This is a genomic window from Streptomyces sp. MJM8645, assembly GCF_001625365.1.
GTDB lineage: Bacteria > Actinomycetota > Actinomycetes > Streptomycetales > Streptomycetaceae > Kitasatospora.
Window position 1 is genome coordinate 1,304,335 of the sequence record NZ_LJJF01000001.1, and the last position, 26,842, is coordinate 1,331,176.

At 70.3% G+C, this 26,842-nt stretch carries 22 protein-coding genes and 1 pseudogene; 20 read left to right on the forward strand and 3 right to left on the reverse strand.

Going from position 1 to position 26,842, the window contains the following annotated elements:
- Positions 1-17 precede the first annotated feature (17 nt).
- Both A6F73_RS05255 and A6F73_RS39090 read left to right on the forward strand, forming a co-directional pair.
- Positions 18-701, forward strand: a complete 684-nt coding sequence (locus A6F73_RS05255; protein ID WP_063346687.1) for a dihydrofolate reductase family protein — start codon at positions 18-20, stop codon at positions 699-701.
- Between the two features lie 158 nt (positions 702-859).
- A complete protein-coding gene (locus A6F73_RS39090) occupies positions 860-2,647 on the forward strand; it encodes a prolyl oligopeptidase family serine peptidase (protein ID WP_079135454.1) in 1,788 nt (595 codons plus the stop codon).
- Here A6F73_RS39090 and A6F73_RS05265 read toward each other — a convergent pair.
- On the reverse strand, positions 2,625-3,983 hold the full coding sequence (locus tag A6F73_RS05265) for a helix-turn-helix transcriptional regulator (RefSeq protein ID WP_079135455.1): 1,359 nt from the start codon (positions 3,981-3,983) through the stop codon (positions 2,625-2,627). The genes A6F73_RS39090 and A6F73_RS05265 overlap by 23 nt on opposite strands.
- A gap of 119 nt (positions 3,984-4,102) precedes the next feature.
- Between A6F73_RS05265 and A6F73_RS05270 the strand changes: the two genes are divergently transcribed.
- The 18 genes and pseudogenes from A6F73_RS05270 (at position 4,103) to A6F73_RS05350 (ending at position 22,686) form a co-directional block, all read left to right on the forward strand.
- Complete coding sequence (locus A6F73_RS05270; RefSeq protein WP_159398370.1) at positions 4,103-5,212, forward strand: hypothetical protein; 1,110 nt, start codon at positions 4,103-4,105, stop codon at positions 5,210-5,212.
- 66 nt (positions 5,213-5,278) lie between these two features.
- A complete protein-coding gene (locus A6F73_RS05275) occupies positions 5,279-6,775 on the forward strand; it encodes an amino acid permease (RefSeq protein WP_063346690.1) in 1,497 nt (498 codons plus the stop codon).
- Positions 6,772-8,172, forward strand: a complete 1,401-nt coding sequence (locus A6F73_RS05280; RefSeq protein WP_107452823.1) for a glutamine synthetase family protein — start codon at positions 6,772-6,774, stop codon at positions 8,170-8,172. The genes A6F73_RS05275 and A6F73_RS05280 overlap by 4 nt, the downstream gene beginning before the upstream one ends.
- 86 nt (positions 8,173-8,258) lie before the next feature.
- Entirely contained in the window at positions 8,259-9,776 is a 1,518-nt protein-coding gene (locus tag A6F73_RS05285) for a Mur ligase domain-containing protein (RefSeq protein ID WP_063346692.1), read from the forward strand.
- 29 nt (positions 9,777-9,805) lie between these two features.
- Positions 9,806-10,327, forward strand: coding sequence for a hypothetical protein (locus A6F73_RS05290; RefSeq protein ID WP_063346693.1), 522 nt, complete (start codon positions 9,806-9,808; stop codon positions 10,325-10,327).
- A complete protein-coding gene (locus A6F73_RS05295; RefSeq protein WP_063346694.1) occupies positions 10,324-10,641 on the forward strand; it encodes a hypothetical protein in 318 nt (105 codons plus the stop codon). Before A6F73_RS05290 ends, A6F73_RS05295 begins: the two co-directional genes overlap by 4 nt.
- On the forward strand, positions 10,638-11,591 hold the full coding sequence (locus A6F73_RS05300) for a hypothetical protein (RefSeq protein ID WP_063346695.1): 954 nt from the start codon (positions 10,638-10,640) through the stop codon (positions 11,589-11,591). Before A6F73_RS05295 ends, A6F73_RS05300 begins: the two co-directional genes overlap by 4 nt.
- Entirely contained in the window at positions 11,588-12,049 is a 462-nt protein-coding gene (locus tag A6F73_RS05305) for a hypothetical protein (protein ID WP_063346696.1), read from the forward strand. Before A6F73_RS05300 ends, A6F73_RS05305 begins: the two co-directional genes overlap by 4 nt.
- A 27-nt stretch (positions 12,050-12,076) precedes the next feature.
- Positions 12,077-13,897, forward strand: a pseudogene (locus tag A6F73_RS05310) (glycoside hydrolase family 15 protein); the annotation flags it as partial.
- A 293-nt stretch (positions 13,898-14,190) separates the two neighbouring features.
- Positions 14,191-15,018 (forward strand): hypothetical protein, encoded by an 828-nt coding sequence (locus A6F73_RS05315; RefSeq protein WP_063346698.1) that lies wholly within the window; start codon positions 14,191-14,193, stop codon positions 15,016-15,018.
- Positions 15,019-15,690: 672 nt separating this feature from the next.
- Entirely contained in the window at positions 15,691-16,131 is a 441-nt protein-coding gene (locus A6F73_RS05320; protein ID WP_159398371.1) for an NUDIX domain-containing protein, read from the forward strand.
- A complete protein-coding gene (locus A6F73_RS05325) occupies positions 16,128-16,712 on the forward strand; it encodes an AAA family ATPase (protein WP_063346700.1) in 585 nt (194 codons plus the stop codon). The genes A6F73_RS05320 and A6F73_RS05325 overlap by 4 nt, the downstream gene beginning before the upstream one ends.
- A gap of 65 nt (positions 16,713-16,777) precedes the next feature.
- Positions 16,778-17,266: an NUDIX domain-containing protein gene (locus A6F73_RS05330; protein ID WP_063346701.1), complete on the forward strand. Its 489-nt coding sequence runs from the start codon at positions 16,778-16,780 to the stop codon at positions 17,264-17,266.
- Positions 17,267-17,423: 157 nt separating this feature from the next.
- A complete protein-coding gene (locus A6F73_RS05335; RefSeq protein ID WP_244293302.1) occupies positions 17,424-19,409 on the forward strand; it encodes an ABC transporter ATP-binding protein in 1,986 nt (661 codons plus the stop codon).
- Positions 19,410-19,608: 199 nt separating this feature from the next.
- Positions 19,609-20,088 (forward strand): Scr1 family TA system antitoxin-like transcriptional regulator, encoded by a 480-nt coding sequence (locus A6F73_RS42885; RefSeq protein ID WP_279634951.1) that lies wholly within the window; start codon positions 19,609-19,611, stop codon positions 20,086-20,088.
- Between the two features lie 109 nt (positions 20,089-20,197).
- Entirely contained in the window at positions 20,198-21,097 is a 900-nt protein-coding gene (locus A6F73_RS05340; RefSeq protein ID WP_244293303.1) for a protein phosphatase 2C domain-containing protein, read from the forward strand.
- Positions 21,094-22,122: an endonuclease/exonuclease/phosphatase family protein gene (locus tag A6F73_RS05345; protein ID WP_063346703.1), complete on the forward strand. Its 1,029-nt coding sequence runs from the start codon at positions 21,094-21,096 to the stop codon at positions 22,120-22,122. Before A6F73_RS05340 ends, A6F73_RS05345 begins: the two co-directional genes overlap by 4 nt.
- A gap of 12 nt (positions 22,123-22,134) precedes the next feature.
- A complete protein-coding gene (locus A6F73_RS05350; RefSeq protein WP_063346704.1) occupies positions 22,135-22,686 on the forward strand; it encodes a 2'-5' RNA ligase family protein in 552 nt (183 codons plus the stop codon).
- A gap of 482 nt (positions 22,687-23,168) precedes the next feature.
- Here the strand turns inward: A6F73_RS05350 and A6F73_RS05355 are convergent, their stop codons facing one another.
- A complete protein-coding gene (locus tag A6F73_RS05355) occupies positions 23,169-24,824 on the reverse strand; it encodes an ATP-dependent helicase (RefSeq protein ID WP_063346705.1) in 1,656 nt (551 codons plus the stop codon).
- Positions 24,821-26,776 (reverse strand): AAA family ATPase, encoded by a 1,956-nt coding sequence (locus A6F73_RS05360; protein WP_063346706.1) that lies wholly within the window; start codon positions 26,774-26,776, stop codon positions 24,821-24,823. The genes A6F73_RS05355 and A6F73_RS05360 overlap by 4 nt, the downstream gene beginning before the upstream one ends.
- Positions 26,777-26,842: the final 66 nt, after the last annotated feature.

Here is a 26,842-nt window from a genome sequence, read left to right on the forward strand (position 1 = left end):
GAGAGAACGGACCGCCGATGGCCTCCCGCCCCTTCGTCCTGCTGAGCGTCGCAACGTCCGTCGACGGTCACATCGACGACGCCTCCCCCGAGCGTCTGCTGCTGTCGAACGCCGAGGACTTCGACCGCGTCGACCATGTCCGAGCCGAATCCGACGCCATCCTCATCGGCGGAAACACCCTTCGCAGCGACAACCCCCGCCTGCTGGTCAACAGCGAGAAGCGCCGCGCCGACCGGATCGCGGCCGGCAAGCCCGAGTACCCCCTCAAGGTCACCATCTCCGCCAGCGGCGACCTCAGCCGGGACCTCAAGTTCTGGCACTTCGGCGACAAGAAGGTCGTCTACACCACCGACGCTGCCGCACCGAAGCTTCGGGAAACGCTCGACGGCCTCGCCGACGTCGTCAGCACCGGCCCCACCGTCGACTTCGGTGCGCTGCTCGACGACCTCGCCACCCGCGGGGTCGGCCGCCTCATGGTCGAGGGCGGCGGGCAGATCCACACCCAGTTCCTCTCCCAGGGGCTGGCCGACGAGATCCACCTCGCCATCGCCCCGCTGCTCGTCGGCGACGCCGCCGCACCGCGCTTCCTCCACCCGGCGGACTACCCCGGTGGAAGCAGCCGACGGATGGGACTTCTGGAAGCTCGGACGATCGGCGACGTCGTGCTGCTGCGGTACGCCCCCAAGCCTGCGTCCAACTGATCGTCGGGGGCGTCACGCCCGTCGTTGAGCTCCCGTACGGGAGAGCCACCGTTGTTTGGCCTCGAAGGCTTCCTCGGCCACTGCCGGGTACGGTGGCTCTCCAGGCGGGCGGATAGCCTACGAGCAGCCTGCAGCGCAGCTGAGAGGACCTCGACTGTATGACCGACGGCATCGGGCTCCCGCCCGAGTGGGTGGCCCGGAAAGTTGTGGCGTACGACGAGCTCCGGTCGGCGTCGGGCTCACTGTGGTGGTTGCAGTCGGATCCTGATCACGGCGGATGCCGACGAGTCATGCGCGCCGACCGGTCGGGCACGGCCGTCGCGGTGACGTCCCCCGACTTCTCAGTCGGAGGCCAGCTCCATGCCTACGGTGGCGGCGCCTTCGCGGTGACGTCGGGGGGAGTGTGGTTCGTCGGTGACGACGGTTCCCTCCTTCGGCAAGCGGCTGGCCGCGCGCCCGAGCGGATCGACTCTGTCGTTGGGTCCGTGCAGTACGGAGACCTCGCTCCGGCACCGGACGGTGGTCTGCTCGCGGTTCACGGGGACGGCACCGTGGACGAGATCATCTCTGTGTCCCGGGCCGGGCACACCCGGGTCCTGGTTCGCTCCCGCGGGTTCCTCGGCTCTCCTCGGCTGGCGGCAGGCACCCTGGCGTACGTGGAGTGGCAGCGCGACCAGATGCCGTGGGACAGCACTCGCCTCGTGCTGGCCGACATCCGATCGGACATCGTCGGGCCGAGCCGCGTTGTGGCAGGCGGCCTCGGAGAGTCGGCGGTGCAGCCCTCCTGGGGACCGGACGGCCTGCTGTACTTCATGTCGGACCGGACAGGGTGGTGGAACCTGTACCGGCTGCGCGACGGCGTGGTGGAGCCGGTCGCGCCGATCGAAGCGGACTGCGCGCCGGCGCCCTGGGAAGGCGGCTACCAGTCTTACGGATTCGCCGCCGACGGCACCATCGTGCTGACGGTGATGAACGGATTCACCACCGAGCTGCTCGCCGTCGACACCGACGGCGGTCGGCGACAAGTCGGCTCGAATCTCACGTCCGTGAAGCCGTACGTCACCGTCGATGGTGGTCTCCTGGCCGTGGTCGGCTCCACTGCGAGCAGCCCGCCGGCCATCTGGTCAGTCGACCTGGCAGCGCGGACGGACGCCCAGACCTTCCCGGTGGGCAAGGCTTCCGAGTTCCCTGTGCCCTGGACGCCGATTCCGCCCTCGGTCGAGACCATCGCGGGTCCGGGGGGGCCGGTGCGCTTCCTGCTGCACCTGCCGCCCGAAGACACGCGACCGGGGCTTCTCCTTGTGCGGGCCCATCCCGGTCCGACGGACGACGTCCCCCTCCGGCTGGACTGGGTCACTCAGTACTTCGTCAGCCACGGCTTCACCGTCGCCGAAGTTCTCTACCGAGGCAGTACGGGTCAGGGACGCGCCTTCCGGCAGTCGCTGCATGCCCACTGGGGCACCTACGACGTCGACGACTGCGCGGCCGTCGCAGAACACCTCCTGACGCTCGGCCAGGCGACTCCTGGAGCGGTGTTCATCAGTGGGGCGAGCGCGGGCGGGTACACGGCGCTCCAAGCAGCATGCCGTCCGGGACCGTTCGCTGCCGCCACAGCCATCTCGGCGATCATCGACCCCGCTCTATGGGAGCTGTCCGTTCCGGCATTTCAGCGGCCGCACGCAGCTGCGCTGCGAGGGCCGGCCGGCGCGGTGAAGCCCGAGCGGGTCCGCTGCCCTGTGCTGGTGATCCATGGCTCCGCCGACACGATCACGTCTGCGGAGGAGGCCATGCACTTCGCCAAGGAGCTGGCCGGCCGAGGCGGTGAGCATGGCAGCCTGCTATTGGAGGGCGGTGACCACTACCTGTCGGCGCCCTTGGCACGGGAGCAGGCGCTCCGCGCCGAACTCGACTTCTACCGGCGCATCATGAGCCGCCTGCCAGCGTGACCGCCAGCTTGTCGGCGTCCGGCAACACGGCCCTGGCGAACTCACGCAGTTCCCGGACCGCAACGTAGTCGGCGTGTGTCTGCAGGTCGGCCAGGATGCTGGCCACCCGCTCGACGCATCGTCCCGATCCTGTCCGGGCAGCGTAGACGACGGCATCGCGGCCGACCGCGCACGCCTGGTCGACGTCCCCGCTGCGCAGCCAGGTCGCGGCGAGCAGAGCAGCATCGATCGCGCGCCGACGGACTTTGTCCTTGCCGACGCCCCCGAGGGCGTCGGCAAGCTGGATCCTGGCGTCCGGCGCACGGCCGAGGTCGTGGAGGCAGTGGGCGGCCTCGTCCGCGAGGTAGGCGTGGGTGAAGTAACGGATCCAGGCGGGTTCGTCTTCCACGCTGGCTGCTTCGAGGAGCTTCTCGGCTTCGAGGATCAGCCGGGTCGCCTCGCTCTCCCTGAGCATTCTGGCGTTCGCTCGGGCGACGACAGCCGTGATGGCCGCGCGCGTGGCCGGGCTCGCGGCGGTACCGGCTGCGGCGCGGGCGGAGGAGGCCCACCGCAGGGCGGTCTCCGGATTCCCGCGGTGCAGGGCGAGGTGCCCGAGGTTCACGGCCACGAGGTAGGCACCGTACGCCTGATCGCCGGTTGCCGTCGTCAGGGCCAAGGCGCGCTGGTAGTACTCCAGGGCCCTGTCGGGGTTACCGATGTCGACGGCCTGGTACCCGGCAAGCTCGCAGAACCCGACGGTGAGCTGGGCACGTTGACGCGCGACCTGTTCGTCGACGGCAGGCCGGCGCAGAAGGCCTTCGAGTTCGGTGTCGATGTAGGAGCTGACCTGCTGCCAGTGCTGACGGGCCCCGTGCGTGTGGTCGAGCTGGCGGAACATGCCGAGCATCCCCTCCGCGACAACGACGTCCTCTTCCGTGACCCACAGCGACAGAGCGGGAGCTGGAGCTTTCGCGTTGACGGATGCCCAGTCGCCGATCAGGGCGTCTACCGTGGCGAGCCGCGGTCCCACGTTGCCAAGCTCGGAGGCGGCTCCTTTCCAGGTGGTTCCTGGTCCTGGCAGCGAAAGCGCGGCCGCCGCGGACTCGCCGCGCTCTACCTCTGCTCCCGATTGGGGAGCGCAATCAGCATCCGGGTTCCCGAAGACCGCGGAGCGCAACTCGTCCTGGGAGGCCTTCAGGAGTCTGGCGAGCCTCGGCATCTGCCATGGGCGCGGTGTTGCCTTGCCGTTCTCCCACCGGTGGATTGTCGTCCGGTCCACATCCATCGCCGTCGCCAGCTGTTCCTGGGTGTAGCCGGCGGCCCTGCGCAACACGGCGAGCCGTCCCCATCGCGTCATTGCGCTCCCTCAGAGAATTTTGGCCGTTGACTTCGCAGGTCATGGGCAGATTTTCAACATCAACGCCGCACGGTGCAACAAGTCTGCACTGTCACAGGGGCTTTGGCTGGTGGTTCCGTATGACCCGCCCAGATTCGGCAGCACCGGTCGGACCCGAGCATCGCACAGGCTCCGGCGACTCGACGGTTGCCTACTCTCCCGCCCATGTTTCGGGCGCGATCGGCATCGCCTCCAGAAAGGACCCGGCCGTGGACACAGCCTTCACCCTTGATCCAGGTCGGTTCGTCCAGCACCCTGGCGGCCACGACGGCGAGCTTCGTGGGGCTGTGGAGGAGTTGCAGCAGGGGCGCTGGATGGCTGCCCGCGCGGTGCTGGCGCAGTCGTGGGGCGACTGGCCGGTGTGGACGGCTCGTACCCAGGTCCTCGCCGCTGTCGCGTCGCGTACGGACGTCCTCAACCACTGGCGAGCCGAGGCCGCGGGCAGCGTCGGCCTGGTGACTCTCCTGGCGCGGGCGGCGGTGGACCGGGCTCTCATGGCAAGTGCTCAGCCGACGGATCCCCGGACTGTTGCCCGGCTGGAGCACTCGGCCCGGGAGCTGTGCTGGGATGCGGCGGCCACGCTCGCCGACGACCCGGTGCCGTGGATCTGCCTGCTCGCCCTGGCGCAGTTGGACCTCAGCCAGGCCCGTCCCGAACATCGGGTGCCGGCACCCGACCAGATGCTCCCGCCCGGACCGTGGGGGCTTCTCGCCCAGGCCCAACGGGCGGACCCCTGGAACCGGGAGGCGTTCCACCGGATGCTCCGCGTCTGGCTCGCCCGCGGTAGCTCCGGCACGGCGAGCGAGTTCCTGGCGGCGTTCCTGCCCGGCGCGCCGGCGGGTTCGCCCTTGCACGCCCTTCCGCTGTACGTGTTCGTCGATCGGTATCGCCGGGCGCCGCTCAGGAACGCGGCCGAGCTGCTGTGGACGAAGGACGAACGTGTCCGTGCCGCAGTGCTGCGGGCGTACGAGAACTGGCGGGTGGCACCCGGAGAGCAGGGTCGGTGGCCGGTGGTGGACGAGAGCCACCTGGCGCACGCGCTCTGGGCGGCCCGTCGTCCCGTCGATGCTGCCGAGGTGTTCGCGGTGATGTCGCCATTCGTCTCGTCCCAGCCGTGGGTGAGCGTCGGCGATCGGCCGGACGACCTCTTCCGGCAGGCCCTTGCCCAGTCGTGCGCCGCCGGCCGCTGACCTCTCCTCCTTCCCCGGTCAGCGAACCGGGATCCGACACCACCGACCTTCCTCGGAGGCTTCCTCATGCCGCTTTCTGAGCGCGTTCCCCTTCCCCACGGGGATGACGACCATCTGCAGCTACTCGGGATAGAGCCCGAACTGGTGCGTCGGATGAGCCTGTTCGGCAACTTCGCCGTCAGCTTCTCGGTCATCTCGGTCCTCAGCGGCTGCATGACGTTGTTCGGATTCGGTCTGATCAGTGGCGGCCCCGTCGTGATGATGTGGGGCTGGGTGGGTGTGGGTCTGGCCGTACTGCTGGTCGGCATGGCGTTGGCCGAGGTCACCTCCGCCTACCCGACCAGCGGCGGGCTCTACTACATGGCCCGGCAGTTGGGCGGCCCACGCTGGGGATGGGCGACGGGCTGGCTGAACCTGCTGGGCCTGCTGGGCGGGATCGCCGGGATCGATTACGGCGCCGCGAGCTTCATCGCAGCGTTCGCCGACCTGCAGTGGGGGGTGGAGGCGACCCCTGGCCTGATCCTCGCGATCTTCGCCGGTGTCCTGGTCCTGCACGCCCTGCTGAACGTCTTCGCCGTCCGGGCGGTCAGCCTGTTCAACAGCATCTCGGTCTGGTGGCACATCGGCGGCGTACTGGTGATCGTCGGTGTGCTCGCGGCCGTCCCTTCCCACCACCAGTCCCCTTCCTGGGTGTTCGGGCACTTCGCCAACGGCACCGGCTGGTCGAACCCGATCTATGTGTCGGCGGTCGGCCTGCTGCTGGCCGGCTACACCTTCTGCGGCTACGACGCGAGCGCCCACTTGAGCGAGGAGACGACGAACGCGCGGGTCGCCGCACCACAGGGCATCGTCCGCTCGATCTGGGTCTCCCTGATCGCCGGGTTCGTGCTGCTGGCCGGCCTCCTGTTCGCGGTGCAGGACTACGCGGGCACCGCTGCGGCGGACGTGCCGCCCGCGCAGGTCTTCCTGGACGCGCTCGGGACCACCGGGGCGAAGGCCCTGCTGCTGATCGTGATCGGTGCCCAGTTGTTCTGCGGATCCGCCGAGGTCACCGCGTGCTCGCGGATGGTCTACGCGTTCTCCCGGGACAACGCGCTGCCGGGCTCGGCGACTTGGCGCAGGGTGTCGCCACGCAGGGTTCCGGTGCCGGCGGTGTGGCTGTCGGTAGCGGTGGCGTTCGTCCTGGCGGTGCCGTCAATGTGGAACGCGGCGGCGTACGGGGCGGTCACCGCCGTCAACGTCATCGGGATGACGCCGTCGTACATCGTGCCCGTCTACCTGCGGCTGCGACAGCGGGACCATTTCGTCCCGGGGCCGTGGAACCTGGGCCGGTGGAGCCGGCCAGTCGGGATCGCCGCGGTGGCGTGGGTGGTCGTGCTCACGGTGCTGGTGTGCCTGCCGCAGCGCTACCCGGTGACCGTGGAGACGTTCAACTACGCCCCCGTCACCCTGCTGGTGGTCCTGGCGCTGGCGGCGCTGTGGTGGCGGCTGGCCGGCAAGCGGTTCTCCGTGCCGGTCGTCCAGGATCCGCAGCTGGCCGCGGTCGAGGAGCAGATCGTATGAGGCCCGCGATGCGCACCGCCCACCCGCCCGCGGCCCCGTCCGCCGACACCACCGAGCCGGTCGGCCGGCTGCCGGAGCTGGTGGAGGTCTTCGGCCTGGACACCGTGATGCTGGCCACCGTCGATCCGCAGGGGCGCCTCAAGGGCAAGGAGTTCGAGGCCGAGGTGCTGCTGGCGCGGCTGGCGTCGGGGCGGATCCGCCCGGAGGTGTGCGGGTACGTGATCGGCACGGACCTGGGTATGACGCCTCAGGTCACCGGCACGTTCTCCTGGGAGTCCGGCTTCGGCGACATCGCGCTGGTGCCGGATCTCAGCCGGGCCCGCCTGCTCCCGTGGGAGCCGGGCACCGCCGTGGTGTTCGCCCACCCTGTCGACGGTGACCGGCCGCATCCACTGGCCCCGGCGACCATCCTGGACGAGCAGCTCGACCAACTCCGCGGCCTGGGCTACGAGGTGCGGGTCGGGATCGAGACCGAGTTCGTCGTCTACGACTGCACGGCCGCCGACGCAGCTGCGGCCGACTGGCGGGGGCTGCGTCCGGTGACGTGGGACAACCGCGACTACGCCCTCGACCGGCCGACAGCGGCGGCCGGGTTCTCGCGGTCGCTACGGCAGGCCATGGCCGGGGCGGGGCTTCCCGTCGAGGCGGTCAAGCTGGAGAGCGCCGCCGGCCAGATCGAGGTCACCTTCCCCTACGGCCCGGCGCGGGAGGCCTGCGAGCAGCACGTGCTGTTCAAGCACGCCGCACGGGCGCTGGCGGACCGGCAGAACATGGCGGCGACGTTCATGGCCGCCCCGGCGCACGGGGTGGGCTCCGGGATGCACCTGCACCTGTCCCTGTGGGCCAGAGGCGAGCCGCTCCTCGCCCGCGCCGACGCCCCGCACGCCCTGTCGGAGCTGGGTGAGCGGGCCGTCGCCGGGCTGCTGGAGGTGCTGCCCGCCAGCGCACCGATGTGGGCGCCGTACGTGAACAGCTACAAGCGCCTCGGGGGCCCGTTCGCACCGTCCAGGATCGCGTGGGGACGGGACAACCGCTCCTGTGCGGTGCGGGTGGTCGGCCACGGACCGGGCCTGCACCTGGAGGTGCGCCTGCCAGGCGCGGACGCCAACCCCTACCTCGCACTCGCCGCAGCCGTCGCCGCCGTCCGCCACGGCGTCACCGCAGACCTCACCCCCGGTGAGCCCGTCACCGGCGACGCCGGCTGGGACGACGACCTGCCCGAGATGCCTCGCCACGCCTGGGACGCCATCAAGGCGTTCGAGACCAGCCCCCTCGCCTGCGCGCTGCTGGGCGAGCACGTCGTCGCCCACCTCGCCTCCCTCGCCCGCCTGGACGTCGACCACCACGCCGGCCGCGTCACCGACGCCGAGCTCGCGCGCGGCTTCGCCCAGGCCTGAGCCCCGGGACGGCCGCGGAGCCATACCCCCGAGCCCGCGGCCGTCCCGGTTCCACCCCCCTATTCCTGACCACGCCGGAGACCCTCATGGACACCACCGTCCGCCCCCAGAAGAAGAGCGCGAAGCCCGCCCCCACCGGGCCCGGCCTGCTGGCCAAGACCCACCTGGTCGGCGCCACCGAGTCCGGTATGGAGGGCCTGGCCCTGTGGCTGGCCTCCCGCGGCCTGGACGTCACCGGCAGCATCGACCCCGCACACCAGGACAGCCCCGCCGCCGACCGGCTGCGCGCGGCCGGCGTGGAACTCACGGTCGGCTCGGACGCCGGGCACGTCCGCAACGACCGAACCGCCGTGGTCTGGTCCGGGGTGGTCGTCGCCCCGCACCCCGAACTCGACCGGGCCCAGGCCCTGGGACTTCCGGTGCTCGCCCGCGCGCACGCGCTCGCCGTACTCTGTGAGGACTTCGGCCATCCGCTTATCGCCGTCGGTGGTAGCCACGGCACCACGACCGCGGCAGCCGTTCTGGCCGCAGCCCTGGCCGATGGCCGAACCGGCTGGATCCTCAACGCCCCCGGCCTCGGCAGCACCTCCGGCCAGGGCGGCGGCCGTCGCCTCGTCGTGGACCTGTGCCCGGACGCCGGCACGCACGAGGCCGCGCCCCCCGGTTCCTGGAACTACCGCCCGCACGGCCCGAACCTCTACCGACGGCCGTCCCCGTCCGTGGCGCTGATCGCCGCCGTCGCAGCCAACGCCCCGTACTTCGCGGACAACATCGACGCCCTGGACGCCGCCACCAGCCTCGCCCGCTCCGCCGGCACCGTGGTCCTGCCGACCTGGGACACCGGCGCCAGGATCGTGCACGAGAGGCTCACCGACCGTCCCGGCCCCAACCTGGTGACCGTCGGCCTCGACGAGAGCGCCGACGTCTGGGTTCTCAAGCCCCGCTGGCTCGGCACCGGTTACCTCCTCACCCTGCGCCATCAGGGCGAGCAGCACCAGCTCGTCGTGCCGATCACCGGCGACCACCACGCCCTGGCGGCCTGCGCCGCCATCGCCACCGCCCTTGTCGCGGGCGAAAACGCGAAGGCCGTCGCCGAACGCCTCGCCCATTTCGAAGGGGTGGAGCGCTCCCTGACCGAACTCGAGTCCACCCGGGCGCAGATCACCGTCCGCGACTCCCGTGCCCGACACCCCCAAGAGGTCAGGGCGGACGTCGCGGCCGCCCGGCTCCTGACCGAGGGCTCGGTCATCGCGGTGCTGGAGCCGGACGGCATCGCCCGCACCAGCGCCCACGCCGCCGAGCTCGGCGCTGCCCTCGCCAAGGCCGACCACGCCGTACTGCTGCCGGCCGCCACCCCGCTGACCACGCTGAACGTCTCCGACCCACTCGACGCCGTCGTCACCGCCGCCACCGCGGCCCTGAGCGCCGACCGGGTTCACCGGGCCCGCTCGGGCCCGTGCGAGCCCGGCGTCGAGCAGCTCGTCACCCAACTCGCCGAGCCCGGCGATCTGGTGCTCGTCATCGGTACCGGCGAAGCCGCCCGCCTCGGCCCACGCCTGCTGGAGCGCCTCGCGCCTGGTTCCCCCACCACTGACCGTCCGTGAACCGCCCGCCGACCACCGGAGGTGCCGCCATGGCCACCACCCTTCCCGCCCACAACCTGCCCGAACGCGACATCCGGCTCCTCGTCCACATTGCCACCGAGTCCCAGACCCGCACGATCGCGGCCGACCCCGCCCTCACGCTGGCCCCTTCCGATGTCGACGCCGCCGTCCGCGCGCTGTTCACGGCCACCGGCACGCGCACCGTGCTGCAGCTCGTCGCCTGGGGTGCCGCGTACGGCATCGTCACCGGCACCACCGAGCCCTGTACCGCGCTCACCACCGCAGTTCAGCTCCCTCGGCGCCTCCAGCGGGTCCTCACGGGCTGGGTCGGCGGGCGCACCGCCCCGGAGTTGGCGGCCGACTTCGGCGTCTCGACCGGCACGATGCGCGGCTACGGCCGGGACCTGCGCTCCTGGCTGGGGGTCCGCAACCAGGTGCAGGCGAGCATCGCCGCCGTCCTGGGCGGCCTGGTCCTGCTCAGCGACATCGACCCCACGTGGCCCGCCGAGCCACTCGCTCGTGCCATCACACCCCGCGGCCGAGCTGCGTGAACACCCGGCGAACCAGCGGCCGGGCCGCCATCGGGCTGGTCTGCTTCCTGCTGGGAGTCCAGGTCGGGGCTGCCGTCGTCTACCTCCTCCAGCACCGCACCAAGCTCGCCCAGCCGCTCTATCTGGCGATCTTCGCCCTCGTCGCCTTCGGCACCCTGGCCGTCGCCGACCGGCTGATCGCCTCACGCTCAGCGCCCAAGCGCCGTTCTGGCTCCTCCTCGCAGAAACCGCTCCCACCGGAACTGAGCACCCGCACGACCCATGGCGGCCGTTCGGGCCTAGGCCGCACCCCTTCAACCCCAGACGGAAGATGAGCACCTTACGACCACCTGTCGACGGGCTGGCGGCCCGCGACCTGGACCGCCACCTGATCAACCGCGCGGGTGTCCTCGTCGACGCCGAAGCGCTCGCCGAGCTGCCCGTCACCCGTCTGTCCGGGGCCGCGCCCGTGCTCCTGGCCGCAGGCGCCCCTGTGCCGGCCACCGTCCCCGCACCGTTGGTGCGGCTGCTGATGCGCGCCGGGTCCATGGCGATCCCGTGTGCCCTGGTCACCAGCCGCCTGGGCCTCGACGTGACCGGCATGCTCGCCACGCAGCGCGTCCCCAACGTGTGGTCCGCGTCCGTGTCTGCGGGTGAGTCCCGTGAGCATGGCCTCAACCCCTACCGCGCTGCGGCCCGTGCGCTAAGCCTTCCGGTCGGGAACTGCCTGGTCATCACCACCGAAGCGGCGGCACACGAGGCCCAAGCCGGTGGAGCACGCCGTGTACTCCTCAGCCACGCCGGAGCCCTCAGCGTGGCCGCCAAGGGCGTCACCGGACTGAGCGAGCGCGAGTACGGCGTTGCTCTGCACCTCGCCCTCGGGCACTCCTACGAAGGCGCCGCAGAGCAGCTCGGCTGCTCCGCCAGCTCAGCTGCCAACACGATGTCAAGGGTGATGCACCGCCGGGGCCTCACCGACCGTACCCGCGCCATCGCCGACCTCATCACCTCCGAGCAGCTCGACACCGCCGAGCTGCGCGCGGCCCTGCCCGGCGAACTCCCGGACCTCGCACCGCGCGACCACCAGGTGCTCACCCTGCTCGCCACCCACGAGGTGCGCGCCGTCGCTCGGATGACCGGCATCAACCAGGACACCATCGGCGGCGTCATCACCCGGGCCGCCACCGTCATCGGAGCCCGCAGTCGCACCCACGCGGTCGTCATGGTCCTCCTGCTCGGCCGGCCCCGCCTGGCCACCGCCTCCGTCTCCGGCGGTGCGCGGTGAGGCTGGTCGAGTACCCGCAGTACTACACCCCTGACGGCGTCCCATCCCTGTATCTGGCCGGTTCTGGCGCCGGCCGTCCCGGCTGGCAGGCTGACGCCGTCGCCCTCCTGGCCGCGGCCGGCTTCACCGGCACCGTCCTCAACCCCCAGCCCTGTTCCCGCCCCGGTTCCGGGACGGGAACACCGGCCGGCTGGCAGGAGCACAACCTGCGGCGCATCGGCGTCGTCCTTCTCTGGTGCCCGCACGGCGCGCAGCAGGTCCTCGATGTCCGGCAGCGGTTCCTCCACCGCTCGCGCACCGAGCTGGTCGTCGGCTGCGACGGCGAGGACCGCCTCCAGCGGTTCGTCCGCGCCGAACTGTTCGGCTCGATGCCCCGGTTGGCCGTCGCCACCGATCTCGCCGCCGCCGTGCGCGCCACTCTCGACCACCTCAGTGCCCCGGCCACCGCCCGCCGCTGAACGCCACCACCGCCGTCAGGAATCTCCATGCCCACGCTCTCAGCCCCACACCGCTCCCGGCCGCTCATCGAGGACCACGGCCTCATCGGCAGCACCGCCACCGGCGCCCTCGTCCACTCCGACGGCACCGTCAACTGGCTGTGCCTGCCCCGGTTCGACTCCCCGGCGGTCTTCGCCGCCCTGCTCGGCACCGAGGACCACGGCTTCTGGCGCATCGGTCCCGCCGCCGACGGGTTCCCCCTGACGGCCGACCGGCGCCGCTACCGCGACCACACCATGGTCTTGGAACACGAGTGGGACACCCCCGGCGGCAGCGTCCGGGTCATCGACTTCATGCCGCTGGGCACCACGGCGGCCCGGATCGTGCGGATCGTCGAAGGTCTCACCGGCACGGTCGAGATGACCTCGCTGTTCTGTGCCCGCCCCGGCTACGGCGCCACCACGCCGCTGATCACCCGCACCGAGCGCAAGGGCACCGCACGCCTGTGCGCGACCGTCCACCCCGACTCCTACTGGCTCGACGGCCTCCACCACACCGTCACCGAGGACGGCGCCAGCGCCGACTTCACGCTCACCGCGGGCGAGTCCGTCACCTTCTCCCTTACCTGGTGCACCTCGTCCAACCCGGCACCCGCCATGCGCAGCTCCCGCGCGGCACTCAACCGCACCGCGGCACACTGGCGTGAGTGGGCGTCCCGCTGCACGTATCAGGGCCGCTACCGCGAGGAGGTCCTGCGGTCGGCGCTCGCCCTCAAGAGCCTCTGCCATCCGGGCGGCGGGATCGTCGCCGCCCCCACCACCTCCCTGCCGGAGGACATCGGCGGCGAGCGAAACTGGGACTACCGCTACACCTGGCTGCGCGACGCAGCCCTGACCGTCACCACCCTCGCCCGCCTCGGCTACACCGAGGAGGCCGAGGCGTGGCGCGACTGGCTGCTCGGCACTCTCGGACGCGACGCCGACCGGCGACTGCAGATCATGTACGGTCTCGGCGGCGAACGTGACCTGGCCGAGGGCGAGTTGGGTCACCTTCCCGGCTACGAGGGCTCCCGCCCGGTCCGCATCGGCAACGGCGCTGCCAGCCAGCTTCAGCTCGACGTCCCCGGCGAGGTCGCCGACGCCCTGCTCGCCGCGGAGAACGCCGGACTGCACACCTCCCGCGACGCCGACGCGATGCTGCGTGCCCTCGCCCGCTGGACCGAAGACCACTGGCCCGAGCCCGACGAGGGCATCTGGGAGGTCCGCGGTCCGCGCCGCCACTTCGTCCACTCCAAGGTGATGGCCTGGGTCGCCGTCGACCGCACCATCGCCCTCCTGCGCCGCCGGCCATCCGCCACCGCCGACGAACTCGTGCACTGGGAGCGGCTGCGCGACCAGATTCATGCAGACGTCTGTGACAAGGGCTACGACCCGGAGCGCAACACCTTCACCCAGTACTACGGCGGCCAGGAGCTCGACGCCTCGCTGCTGCTCATCCCCCAGGTCGGCTTCCTCCCGCCGGACGACAAGCGGGTGATCGGCACCATCGAGGCGATCCAGCGCGAACTGTCCACCGAGGACGGCTTCGTACTGCGCTACCCCACCCACGACGAGAGCGGCAACAACGTCGACGGCCTGTCCGGCCACGAAGGCGCCTTCCTCGCCTGCTCGTTCTGGCTGGCCGACGCCCTCGCCATGATCGGCCGGATGCAGGAGGCCCGCGAGCTGTTCGACAAGCTGCTGTCGCTTCGCAACGACCTCGGGCTGCTCGCCGAGGAGTGGGACCCACGGCTCAAGCGCCAGGTCGGCAACTTCCCGCAGGCCTTCAGCCATCTCGCCCTGGCCAGCACCGCCCTGCGGCTGACCGCCTGCGACGCCGCCTACCTGCCGAGCCAACGCACCATGCCCGCCGGAGCGCCCCCCGAGCGGGAGTTGGGGACACGCACTGTAGCGGGCGTGCAATAGGTGGGACGGCTGGGGCGCTCACCGCCTCGGCGCCCGAACCGCCGTCCACGTGGTCACGTTCGTCTTCCCACTTGGCATCGTCCCCGCCAACGCCACCTCACGCCCCGGTCGGCAAGGGCACGGTCCGGCTAGCCCGGGATCGCCCCGCCCAGTGACCGCGCAGGAACCCCCCCTCCAACCCACAGAAAGACACCACGATGTTCACCATCCACAACGACGCCAACGCCAACGCCGATGACCAGTGCCGATACGAACGGCTGCTGGAGGCTGCCATCCCGCTGGCAGCTGAGCTCTCCCAACTGCCGCTGCCCGGCCGCATCACCGTGCGCCTCGCGACCGCGGAGCAGTTCGTCGCCTGGCAGATCGAGCACAATCAGCTACTCGTCGGCATGGCAGTCGATTCCCTTGAACTGGGCGCCGTCCAGAGCCGGCTGCTCAAGACGACGGCTAAGGCGGGCAACGTCAAGGGCCGGGCAATGGCGACCAAGTTCGCTCCCATGGTGCAGGGCGCCATCATCTGGCGCCCCGAGGGCCCGAACCTGGTGGTCATGCCCGCCTCCCACGCCGAGTCCGGCGGCACCGACCGATTCCTGACCTGCTGCCTTGCCCACGAGATCACCCACCTCGCCCAGTTCGAGCTGAATCCGGCCCTCGCCTATGCCCCGGCGCGCTGCGGCCTCCAGGACCAGAAGGTCCGCCGGTCCCATGACGAGCGCCGTGCGCCTCACGCAGTCACCGAGGGCCACGCCTCGTGGGTCCAGTCCAGGGCGTCCGAGCGGCTGTGCGGCGTCGCCACCCGCAAGCGTCTGGACGATGAACCCGAGCCGAGCGAGCTGTTCACCAGCCTCGCTTCCGAGTTCCCCATGTCCGGTGCCTACGACCTGGGCGAGCAGTTCGTCGCTGCGGTCTACACCTATGGCGGATTCCCGCTGATCGAGCGCCTCCTCAAGGACGAGGACCTCCTCCCGACCAACCGGGAGATCCAGGCCCCGGAGAGCTGGTTGAAGCGCCACCAGGCTGCCTGAGACCTCGACCAACACCGTGGCTGTGGCGACCGCGGACCACCCAGTCCATCACCGCGAGGAGTTGCGCTCGTGGGCACGATCACCGTCGGAAGTCTCAACCTCGACCACGACGGCTTCGCCAAGAACCGCAAGGGCGGATGCGGCTTGGACAAGTCGTACGCGGCCCACGGGGTGCTCGCTTCCTTCCTGTTCGATGTCACTGCCGGCAGGAGACGAGCCACTCCCGTGCCGGGGGCGGGCGGTTGCTTCACGAGGCCGGACGCTCAGGTCTCCTGGACGCCGCCCGCGGCTGGTACAGCGCGAGCCTGCGACAGTACGAGAACCTCGGAGGCGCCCGCGACACTGGGCGTCCCCAAAGCCGGATCACCTTCCTGGCGGGGGCGTGAACGCCCGCCTCCGGCCGAGCATGGCGCAATTGTCAGCGCCCCGTGGCACACTGCCCTGTTCGACCCGCAACCGCCGTCCCAGTATGACGAGTTGGGGCTGTTCACCGGATCGTGTGGCTTCTGCCGCGACACGCCGACGCGGCCCCGCCGAGACGCCTACGGTGGGACACCTACCTGCGCACTCACGTACGACGAACGATCACCAGTTTGATCGCAGCTTCGCCATGCTCTGAACCGGCCGCGCTCCCCGCGCTGGTTCCCTTACCCCCTGGGAAGGAGACGTCCCGTGCCGCACAACCTGGGTGTCGGAGTGCACCTGGTCCTGATCGAGAACGGCCGGGTGCTGCTCGGACAGCGCGCCAACACCACCTTCGCCTCCCAGCACTGGCACGCCCCGGCCGGCCACCTCGAAGCAGGCGAGTCCGTCCTGGCCGGCATGGCCCACGAGGCCGACGAGGAACTCGGCATCACCATCCGGGAGGAGGACCTCGACCTGGTGCACACCCTCCACCACCTCGACGCCGACGACGGCGCCGGACGCCTCCAACTGTTCTTCACCCCGCGCGCGTACACCGGCAAGGTCACCAACCGCGAACCGGACAAGTGCGCCGCCCTCCGCTTCTGGCCGCTGGACGGCCTTCCGGATCCGACCGTCGGCTACACCGCCGACGCGCTCGCCCAGATCACCGCCGGCCGCCCGCTGTCCGTCGTCGGATGGCCGGCATGAGCACCACGAGCCGCCCGGTGCTCCCGGCGGCCGGGACGCCTGCGGGGAGCGCGGAGACCCGGCTCGTGGTCGTTCGGGGAAACTCGGCGTCGGGCAAGTCGTCGGTGGCGGCGGGGATTCGGGACCAGTTCGGTCGGGGCCTGGCCGTGGTCGCGCAGGACAACCTCCGCCGCATCGTGCTGCGCGAGCGGGACCGGCCCGGCGGCGCGAACATCGGCCTGATCGACACCGTGGCACGGTACGCACTGGGCGCCGGCTATCACGTCGTCATCGAAGGCATCCTGTACGCCGATCACTACGGCGAGATGCTCACACGCCTGGTCGACGACCACCGCGGCGTCACCCGCTGCTACTACCTCGACATCCCGATCGACGAGACGCTGCTCCGGCACGCCTCGAAGGCCGATCACGAGTACCTGGCTGCTGTCACCGAGCGGGAACTGCGCGACTGGTACCGCGAACACGACGTCCTTCCCGGCGGGATCGAGACCGTCATCGCCAGCGACAGCACCCTCCACGACACGGTCGACCGCATCATGCGCGAGACCGCGCTCTCGGAGTTGACCCCGCGCGACACGTAGAAGCGCAGTTACTCGACCGTCGCCTCCCCTCCATCGCCCCCTCAACCTTCAACCAGGAGCCCCTGATGCACGAGACGAGCAGGCTGTCGGTCGGCGTCATCGCCCACGACCTGAGCGCCGACCGGATCGCCACCGTCCACTACGCCCAACGCAGTTGGACCCCCGGCCCCGCGTGGACGATCCCGGGTGGAAAGGTCGACCCCGGGGAGGAGATCCCCGACGCCGCCGCCCGGGAACTGCGTGAGGAAGCCGGGCTCATCGCCAAGCCGTCCGACCTGCGCCTGGTCCACACCATCCAGGCCAAGGAGGGCTGGGACGGGCGCGGCGGGTTCATGCTGTTCGTCTTCGCCACCAGCGAGTTCACGGGCGAGCTGGTCAACGTCGAGCCGGACAAGCACCTGGAGGTGCGCTGGCACCCCGCCGCCGACGTCCTGCCCAGCCCGATGTTCCCGACCTCCAAGGCCGCGGTGGAGGCGTACCTGGCCGGCGGGCCCGCATTCTCCACCCACGGATTCGACCCCGCCTCCGGACAGCGGGAGCTCGTCGAGACGTGACCGGCGCCCGTCTGCACCGTGCCGGGCGAGTGCGCCCGCCCGGCACGGTGCAGACCGGTCCAACCCTGCCCGGTCCGTACCGGTCGCCCCACGGCTACGCCGGACCCTGACGGCACTGGCGCCCGACCACTGCGTTCCCCTCTGCGAAAGGGAGTATGTGACCAGCACGCCCAAGACCTCGATGGACTCCGTGCCGGACAGCGAGCAGCTGCTGTTCGGCGGGCCGATGCGCTACGACTACGGCTGGGCCAAGCACGAGATGGCCAGCGGCGAGGTGACGTTCTGGGCGGTCGCCCGGCAGATGCCGCGCTTCCTGCGCCTAGCTGGAGGTATGGCGTGGCAGGCCGACCGCGCGGCGCTGCTGACCCTGGTCGGCGCCGAGATGATGCGCGGCCTGGCCGCCGCTTTCGCGCTGATCGCCACCAACCACGCCCTGGCCGCACTGCTCGCCCCCGGCCATGTCGCCGACGTGCTGCGAGCCGCCTCGCCGGCGATCGTGATGGTCGGATTGGTAGCGGGCCTGTCCTCGGTGCTGTCCGCCGCCTCCGGCTGGGCCGGAGGCAGGCTGGAACCAGCGGTCTTCCGCCAGGCCACGATGGAGTTCCTGGGCATCGTCGGCCGCTCCGAGCTGGAGGCGATCGAAGACTCCGAGTTCCTCGCCGAGGTGGACAGCGCCCGCTGGGGTGCGATGTCGCTGCAGCGCATCATCGGCCAGGCCACCTCCGTCCTCACCGCCACCTTCGGCCTCGTCTCCGCCGCCGGTGTCCTGTCCGTCCTCCACCCCGCCCTGCTGCCCATGCTGCTGCTGATCACCGCCCCGCGCGGCTGGGGAGCTGTCCGCACCGCCCGCCGCCACTACGCTTCCAGGCGGGCCTGGCTCCAGCACTCCCGGGCCAGCAGCGCTCTGGCGGACATGCTGATCCGCCCGTACTCCGCGGCCGAGCTTCGGGTGCACGCCTGCGGGCCGTTCATCCTCCACCACTACGAGCAGATGGCCCGCGCGGCCGAGCAGGAGCAGGGCCGCCTCGCCGGAGCACGGGCCCGTACCGACCTGCTTTCCGCGGCGCTTGCCGGCGCCGCCACCGTCTGCGCCTTCGCCTTGCTGGGCTCGCTCGTCATGAACGGAGCGATCCCGCTGGCCGCCGCCGGGACCGCCGTGATGGCCATCCGCACCGGCTCGGCCAGCATCGGCGGCCTCGTCTCCCAGATCAACCAGCTGTACGAGGAGTCGCTGTTCGTCCGCGACCTCGACCAGCTGCGCCGCGAAGGCCACCGCCGGGCCATCCCCAGCGGCGGTACACCGCTGCCCGAGCGCCCCGAGACGATCACCGTCGAGGACGTGTCCTTCACCTACGACGGCCGCGACACCCCCGCGCTGGACAAGGTCACCCTCACAATTCCCCGGGGCAAGGTCATCGCCCTGGTGGGAGCCAACGGTTCGGGCAAGTCCACCCTGGCCAACATCCTCTGCGGGGTCTACCAGCCACACCACGGCCGCGTCCGGTGGGACGGCATCGACACCGCGACCGCCGACCGCGACCAGCTCTTCAGCAGCGTCGCCCTGCTCGCCCAGAGTTTCCAGCGCTGGTCCTTCACCCTCCGCGCCAACCTGCTCCTCGGCCGCCCCGAAGTTGCCTGCGAGCAGCGGCAGCTGGAGGCCGCCGCCGACTACGCCGACCTTCACCCGGTGGTTGAGGAGCTGCCGCGCGGCTGGGACACCCTCGTCGCCAAGGGCTTCGAGGGCGGTGTCGGCCTCTCGGGCGGCCAGTGGCAGAAGGTCGCCCTCGCCCGAACTCGCCTGCGTCTGACCACGCCGGATGCCCACGGCCGGCTTCCCGCCCTCGTGGTGGTCGACGAGCCGACGTCGGCGATGGACCCGGAAACCGAGGTCGAGGCGTTCGAGCAGATCCGGCAGCTCACGGCCCTCGGCGTCACCGTCGTCCTCATCACCCACCGCCTCGGCGCCACCGCCAAGGCCGACCACATCTTCGTCCTCGACCACGGCCGCCTCGTAGAACAGGGAAGCCACTCCGAGCTCATGGCCCAGGAACCGGCCACGCGCTACCGCGAGAGCTATCTCCTCCAAGCCGCCCAGTACGACCTCGGCGACCGCCTGCCCCACCAGACCGCCGCCAGTGCCTGACACGCTCACTCGGTAGTCCCCGATCCGAGCCGATCCGACCAGCAGGGAGAAGCCAGTGAGCGCACCGAGCAAACGCCGCAGCCGTCCGACGCCACCTCGTGGGACGACCTGCTGGCCCAGGCACCGAGCACATCCAGCGCGCCTTCCACGAACTCACCGCCGCCACCAGCGACTACGCCGGGCACAGCCCTGACCTCATCTGGGGAAACCTGCAGACTCCCGCGTACGCTCAGGAGGTCCTACGCATGGTCGCCCGTCTGCACCAGCTCCCCGACGACTCGCACGCCGGCGCGGCCGAACGCACCGCCCGCGCCCGCTACCTCGGGCAGGACGGCCGGACCTACCACGTACTGCTCGGCGACCAGGCCCTGCTGACCGGCATCGGCGGCCCCGAGGTGATGCGCGCGCCCAACTGCAGCACCTGCTGGCCGCCCTCGACACGCCGGGCCTACGCCTGGGGATCATCCCGGCCCGAGCCCGCCTGCACGTCTACCCCGGCGACGGCTTCGGCATCCACGACGGCACCCGCGTGGAGGTGGAGGGCTACCGCGGATGCGAGACCATCACCGACCCCAAGCGCGTCGGCCTCTTCCACCGGGCCTTCCGGCTGCTCCAGGAATCCGCCGTCTACGGGCAGGACGCCCGCGCCGTGATCACCGAGGCTCTGCACGGCTGGTAATCCCCACCTGGCCTCGCCCGTCAAGGACCTTGGGCTGCCAGCCCGCTGGCCCAACCGCGCCGCAGCACTGATACTCGCCCAACCTGACCAGATCAGACCGGAGTTCTTCATGCAGACCAGTCCCGGTACCACTCCTCGTGCGGCCATGCTGGGTGGCGCCACTGTCCGGATCGGCGAACTCGCCGGCCACGGACGCCCCAGCGAGGACCGTGTGGTCACCACCGCCGACGCCGTGATCGTCCTGGACGGCGTCTCGACCGTCACCGACAACCAGCCCCGCGGCGGCTGGTACGCCGACACCCTGGGCCAGGCCATCGCCGAACTCCTGTGCCGGGAGCCAGGCATGGACCTGCGCCAGGTGCTCGCCGCGGCGATCCGGTCAGTGGCCAGCGGCCACGAGCTCGTCCCCGGTTCATCGCCAGCCTCCACCGTGGCGGTCGTGCGACGGCGAGCGGATCGGATCGAGGCGGCCGTCCTGGGCGACAGCCCCGTCGTCGCCATCGGCCGCGACGGCACGATGCACGCGGTGCGCGACGACCGGCTCGCCCGGCTGGTCGACGCCCAGTCGCCGGCGCAGGAGTACCGCGATCTCCTGCACGCCGGGCACGGCTTCGGCGACCGACACCGCCAGATCCTCCAGGAACTGCGCGACTTCCAGGGCAGCGTGGTCAACCGCCCGGACGGGTACTGGATCGCCGAGGCCGTGCCCGAGGCAGGTCTCAACGCGGTCACCGCCTCATGGCCGGCCAGCGACCTGGCCGAGGTCGTGATCGCCACCGACGGCATCGCGGCCGGCGTCGAGGAGTACGGGCTGTACTCGTGGCAGGAACTCGCCCGGGCATGCCGGGAAGACGGGCCGCACGCGGTCGCCGACGCCATTGCCCGAGCCGAGCACCAAGACCCCGCCGGACAGCGGTGGCCCCGCTACAAGGTCAGCGACGACAAGGCCCTGGTCTGGTGGCCCCTCACCAGCAGCGAGACGCCCGGCAGCGAGCGGGTGAGCAAGTGAGCGAGCAGCAGACCGCTGGCACGCCGGACGCCGACGATCTCGTCACCGTCGCGAACCTCAACGCCTACAAGCTGCATCCCCGCGATGTCGGCACCGAGGGGTTCAGGGCCCGGGTCACCGCGATCCGCGAGGTCGGCCCGGACGTCCTGTGTCTGCAGGAGGTCCTGGTCGACGAGGACGCGCCCGAGGACGCCGACGAGAACGGGATCATCGACGAGGCGAAGCGGCACCACCGCTGGGACACGCAGGCCGCGGCCGTCATCGAGCGACTGGCCCGCGAGTGCGGACTCACCGCCACCACCGTGCGCCCCGATGGCAGCCCCGGGCCGGTCGCGATGGCCCGCAACGGCGACCGCCCCTGGTTCACCGCGGTGCTGTGGAACCCCGCCACGGTCACCCCGGTGCCCGGCGGGTTCCGGCCGTACGGGTCGCCCGACTACTGGCACGGCTTCACCACGATCCAGCTCGACGTCGGCGGACAGGCCCCGCTCTTGATTGCGAGCTACCACGGCGACCCTTTCCGCCCCGACTTCCGCGCGGACGAGGCCCGCCGACTCAAGGGCGCCTTCCGCCGCACCGGAGGCGCCAAGCCGGGCTTGGTCCTCGGCGACTTCAACTCGATCTCCGCGGCCACCGTCACCGTCGACGGCACGCAGCAGCCCTACGACTCCGAGCCCTACACAGGCCAGGACCACGACGACCTCGAATACCAGTGCGCCCCCGAGACGGTCGGCGACACCAACCTCGCCGACCGCCGACCCACCGCCATGCTGCTACGCCGCGGCTTCATGGTCGACGCCGCTGCCCACCTCGGCGCGCCGTGGGAGCCAACGGTGGGGCACTGGGAGGACGGCAAAGGCGACCCGGACCCGTGGGGGCCGCGCAGAATCGACCTCGCCCTGGCGACCAGGCCCGTGGCCCCCGCACTGGTCGGCTACCGCGTCCACCGAAGCCCGGCCGCCCTCGCCGCAGCCGACCACCTGGTGGTCGTGGTCGACCCCGCCCCGTCCAAGATCCTGCCCTGACCGGAGAGCACCGTGAAGAACTTCTTCGACCCGCAGCGGATCTGGCCGAACGGCTCCTACCCGCACTTCCTGATTCTGCTCGACCGGTACCCACAGTACGTCGAGTACGCGCGGCAGCACGCCGAACTCCTCGGCCACTTCGGCCACCTGGAGGCGGTACCGGCCCAGTGGCTGCACATCACCGTGCAGCGCGTCCACCACCCGGCCGGCGCGCAGCAGCTGGAGCAACTGGCTGCGGAGGCCCGCACGGAACTCGCCGACGTCGTTCCGTTCGAGGTCCAGCTCGGCCCGACGTGGCCGGGCGTCACCGCCATCACCGTCGCCCCGTACCCGGAGGAGCCGATGGCCGTGCTCAACCGCAAGGTGCGGGCGGCGGCCGGCCGGGTGGAGGGCATCGAACTGCGTGCGGAAGAGAAGCGGTTCTGGCCGCACACCTCGCTCGCCTACGCCAACCCTCGGCAGCGTCAGGAGTCGATAGATTCGACCGACTCCTGTTTCGCCAATCTGCCCCGCAGCCTCTTCGCGGCAGGCTTCACCTTGTTGTCCCAGAAGGGCTTGACATGAGGATAGATAAGAAGAGCAGCACCTACTACGGCTCCGCCGATTGCCAGCTCTTTCCAGCTGAGCCGAGGGTCGCTGCTATCGCCACTACTGCCAGGGTCCGCGAGAGGATCGTAATAGAGAGCACCCTCTTCTGTGGTGGGCGAATCTCCTATGTCGAAGCCTCCGGGGTTGGCTTCCATGTCAGCCTTAAGCGCCGCCTCCGTCTCACCGCTCCAGGTGCGAGTTTCCCAGCTTGGATTGTATTGTGCGGAACCTCCCGTGCCGCGAGAGTGGTACCTCTCCTCTGCGTATAGCTGCCCCTTCTCGGTGAGCCCATAAGCGCCGGGAGTTCCGTACAAGTAGCCGTGTTTCTTGAGAAGCTCGTTCATTTCACGAGCCGTTAGGCCAAATTCCCAGCCCAGCACTCGTGCCGATTTTCCCATGGGCTAGTGTCCTATCTTCCACTGAGGAGCAGCCTACGTGAGGATTTCATCTGACGGGACCTAGCATTCGTGGGCGAATCCCAAGAATCGTTTGTGGGGTGTACGCCGCTCGTCCCACCTCTTGACTCCTTCGGGTTGATCGCGGTGCTTGGCGTGGGTCAGCACGAGGTGGTGCTTCGCGCGGGATACCGCGACGAAGAATTCGGAGATCGCTGCTGTGGGGGCGCCCCAGAAGAGCTCTTCCTCGACTCCGAGGACCACGACCTTGTCGAACTCCAGGCCCTTGCACTTGTGGATGGTCAGGAATCGGACAGCGTCTGCCTCGGACAGCCGCCGGAGCGCTTGGACGGGGTCTCCGTCCAAGGTGAGTTCCCTGCTGAAAGCGTCCAGTGCGTTATCGATCACGTCGTCGAGCCGGGTGCCCTGCTGGTATCCGGTCGACATGGCGGTCAGTACGGGCCGTGACACGAGGTTCAGGAACTCGTGGACGAGGGTCCTCCATGCGGCGGGGTCTTCCGACCTGAACTGTGGGCCGCGCACGGTCGCTCGGGCGTTGCCGACCATCCGTTTCAACCTGCCGCCATGGCGTGTTGCCTCGTCCTCGGGCGCACTGGGTCGAGCGGCGGTCCTCATGAGTTCGGTGTAGGCCTCGGGTTGTCTGTCATCGGCGATCACACGGATGAAGCTGAGTACGAGCGCCGCTGCCGGCTCTGCGGTCAGGTCCTGGCTTTCCTGTTCGTTGCGAAAGGCGATGCCGCGGTCCGTGAGTGCGCTGCCGAGCGCCGCTGCGACGAGGTGCGGCTGCTGGCGTATGAGGACGGCGATCTCGCTCGGTGGCGTGCCGTCGCGGAGCCAGCCGTCGATGAGCTCCGCCAGGGCCTGCGCCTCATCATGCTCGGTGTCGAAGTCGAGCACCTCGATGACACCGTCGTCACCGGTCAGGTCCGCGTCGGGGCTGACTGCCGCAGGGTCCATCCGGGCGATCATCCGGTTCTGCATCCGCCGCAGCCGGGGCGCGGAGCGGAAGTTCTGGTACAGGGGCAGGGCGCGGGCCGAGAAGTCGACGGCGAAAGCGCGCATGACCCCATCGAGAGCGCCAGCCCAGGCCATGATGCGCTGCTTGGTGTCGCCAACCGCGGTCAGGACAGCCGTCGTACCGCCGAATGTCGCCTTGATCAGTCGGTATTGCTGCCGGGTGCAGTCCTGGACCTCATCGAGGAAGATATGGCTGTATGTCTGGCGGATGCCTCCTTGGGCGTAGGCGTTGTTCTCGATGATCTCGAGCGCCAGGGGCACGAGGTCATCGAATGTGATCTGTTCACCCTGGACCCGGTTGCGGGGATCGATCCGGTAGTCCGGTCCCAGGGCGTTGTATCCGGTCAGTGCGGGCCGGTAGTTGTCGATCAGGCGCTTGGCGAATGCGTGGAAGGTAAAGCTGTCGAACCGGGACGCGAGCCGCGAACCGGAGCGCCTGCGGACTCGCTCCCGTAGATTGCGGGCCGCGTCGACCTTGAAGGAGACGGCCAGGATCCTGCGCGGGTAGGGGCACTGTCCGGTGCGCAGCAGGAAGTCCGCCCGTTGGGCGAGCAGTTCGGTCTTCCCGGCACCGGGGCCGGCGGCGACGACCATGTTCTCGTTCGTCATGGTGGCTGCGGCCCTCGCGTTCCTCTCGAGGATGAGGCCGCCGACCGGGTGCCACTGATCGGGGTCGATCATTCCGGCAGCTCCGCCAGGTGCGCGCGAACGTACTCAACCAGGCGGGTAAGGACGTCGGGGAGGCCCTCCAGCAGCTGCTGGTCGTCCAGAGCGGCGAGGGCGGCCAGGTGCGCGGCAGGTTTGCTGCCGAGATCGAATATGTCGTGGTAGGCGTCGAAGAGCGCGCGGACATGCGCGGGGAGGCGTTGTTCGTGGACGTGGCTCTTGCCGAGCACGGCCACTACGGTGGCGTCGTCCGGCTCGGCCGCCGTGCCCAGGCCAACAAGGCTGACGCCGTACGCGTCGGGGTAGGCCTCCAGCAGCATCAGGTCGAGGTCGACCGGGTGGGAGAAGAAGACTCCTTCCCGTTCGAGGGCCTCGACGGGGCCGTGCCCAGGTGTGAAGGCGGGGTCGACCAGTGTGGGGAAGTCACGGTCGTCGTCCCACTTGGGGAGTGCGCCGATCTGCGCCTTCGTGTAGGGGCCTGAGCGAACCGCGTTGATCTGGTTCAGCGCGTTGCGCACCCGCCCCCAGCCTGCTTGGTAGCGGCCGGCGTCGAGGTCGAGCAGTGTCGCGTGCGGGATCTGCAGCTCGTTGAGCAGGCGCCAGAAGTGGTTGACGTGTCGGCCGCCCAGGGGAACTACCGACACGGATGCGTCGTCCGCCGTGATTCCGGCCGCCGCCAGGACACGGGGCAGGACGACCTGCTCGCTGTCGCCCTCGCCGAGCACGACGAACCGCGAGAAGTACAGCTCGGGGTAGGCCTGCACCGCCTCCCGCACGTACTTGGCGGCCAGTTCTTCGTCCTTGGGCAGGACTATGCGGTGGACGGTTGTCTCCCGAGCAGCGTTCAGTCTCAGGAAGCGGATCGTGTGGGGGTCGACCCGGCGCAGGAGAGCGGGCGCGTGCGTGGCGATGAGGGATTGCGCATCGCCGTGTTCGCATGCCTCACGCAGCTGGCGAATGATCCGGCCGAGGTACTGCGGCGCCAGGCTGTTCTCGGGCTCCTCGAGCGCGATGACGGTGTGCACGGGCGGGCGCAGGCGGTCGGCGTCGAGGGAGGTCTCTTCGCCGGCGAGGACGCGCCGTGCCAGGGACTGCCAGGCGAGCACGAGCGAGATGTAGAGCAGGGACTTCTGTCCGTCACTCAGTCGTTCGTAGGGAAGAGGCGCACCGTCGTGCGTGGGTGAGAACGTCACGGTGAGCAGTCGCAGCACGCCCTCCAGTTCGCCCCGGCCGAAGGCGATCGAGGGGTCTTTGAAGTAAGCGCCGCGGTGAAGGCTGTGCCACTCCGTGGTCAGCCGGACACCGAGGCTCGCCACGGTGGGGTTCGCGACGAGCGAGGCGGTGATTTGGCCGGTCAGGTCGCTCAGGGTCTCGCGTTCCGTCGTCCAGTCGGCGGCTCGAAAAGTACGACCGATGAGCGATGCCGTCGTGAACGAGAGATGGTCGGCCGGGTCCCGACGGGCCGGCAGGTAGTGCACCTCGATGTAGCCGCGGTCGTACCGTGACATGTCGGCACGGCGTGTGGGTTCCCCCGCCGCATCCGCCTCCAGGACGTACTCGATCTTCTCGTCGACGACGCCGTCCGGGGCCAGCGACGCCGTCAGCCGGACACGGATCCGCGGAACCCCGTCCGCGGTGTCGATCGCCATGTGGGCGAAACCCGGCGGGACCGACGCATGCTGCCCGTCCGCGCTCGCTTCCGGGAACTCGACGTCCACCTCCAGCCACAGCGTCGGCTCTCCGGCCAGCGGCTCGCCGGCGGGTTGGTCGACGCGCACGTGGAAGTCCTCGACGCGGATCTTGCGCTGGCCCTCCAGCGGACTGAACAGCCGCGACAGTGCCTCGAGGACCGTGGTCTTGCCCGAGCCGTTCGGACCGAGGACATATGTCAGATCGTCGAGATCGATTGCCGTCGGATTCGCGCCGAAGGACTGGAAGTTGCTCAGCCTCAACGTCGTGATCTTCACTCGTGCTCCCCACACTCACCGCACCGTCCACCCGTAGGGTATCGGCGGTCGCACTCGGCGTCCGAC

Excerpts from the sequence above, each read along its gene's own strand:
- A6F73_RS05270 (WP_159398370.1), top strand. The coding sequence starts at position 4,103 with ATGACCCGCCCAGATTCGGCAGCACCGGTCGGACCCGAGCATCGCACA.
- A6F73_RS05340 (WP_244293303.1), top strand. The coding sequence starts at position 20,198 with ATGCAGACCAGTCCCGGTACCACTCCTCGTGCGGCCATGCTGGGTGGC.
- A6F73_RS05290 (WP_063346693.1), top strand. The coding sequence starts at position 9,806 with ATGGCCACCACCCTTCCCGCCCACAACCTGCCCGAACGCGACATCCGG.
- A6F73_RS05330 (WP_063346701.1), top strand. The coding sequence starts at position 16,778 with ATGCACGAGACGAGCAGGCTGTCGGTCGGCGTCATCGCCCACGACCTG.
- A6F73_RS05315 (WP_063346698.1), top strand. The coding sequence starts at position 14,191 with ATGTTCACCATCCACAACGACGCCAACGCCAACGCCGATGACCAGTGC.
- A6F73_RS05300 (WP_063346695.1), top strand. The coding sequence starts at position 10,638 with ATGAGCACCTTACGACCACCTGTCGACGGGCTGGCGGCCCGCGACCTG.
- A6F73_RS05325 (WP_063346700.1), top strand. The coding sequence starts at position 16,128 with ATGAGCACCACGAGCCGCCCGGTGCTCCCGGCGGCCGGGACGCCTGCG.
- A6F73_RS05355 (WP_063346705.1), bottom strand. The coding sequence starts at position 24,824 with ATGATCGACCCCGATCAGTGGCACCCGGTCGGCGGCCTCATCCTCGAG.
- A6F73_RS05275 (WP_063346690.1), top strand. The coding sequence starts at position 5,279 with ATGCCGCTTTCTGAGCGCGTTCCCCTTCCCCACGGGGATGACGACCAT.
- A6F73_RS05280 (WP_107452823.1), top strand. The coding sequence starts at position 6,772 with ATGAGGCCCGCGATGCGCACCGCCCACCCGCCCGCGGCCCCGTCCGCC.
- A6F73_RS39090 (WP_079135454.1), top strand. The coding sequence starts at position 860 with ATGACCGACGGCATCGGGCTCCCGCCCGAGTGGGTGGCCCGGAAAGTT.
- A6F73_RS05255 (WP_063346687.1), top strand. The coding sequence starts at position 18 with ATGGCCTCCCGCCCCTTCGTCCTGCTGAGCGTCGCAACGTCCGTCGAC.
- A6F73_RS05285 (WP_063346692.1), top strand. The coding sequence starts at position 8,259 with ATGGACACCACCGTCCGCCCCCAGAAGAAGAGCGCGAAGCCCGCCCCC.
- A6F73_RS05265 (WP_079135455.1), bottom strand. The coding sequence starts at position 3,983 with ATGACGCGATGGGGACGGCTCGCCGTGTTGCGCAGGGCCGCCGGCTAC.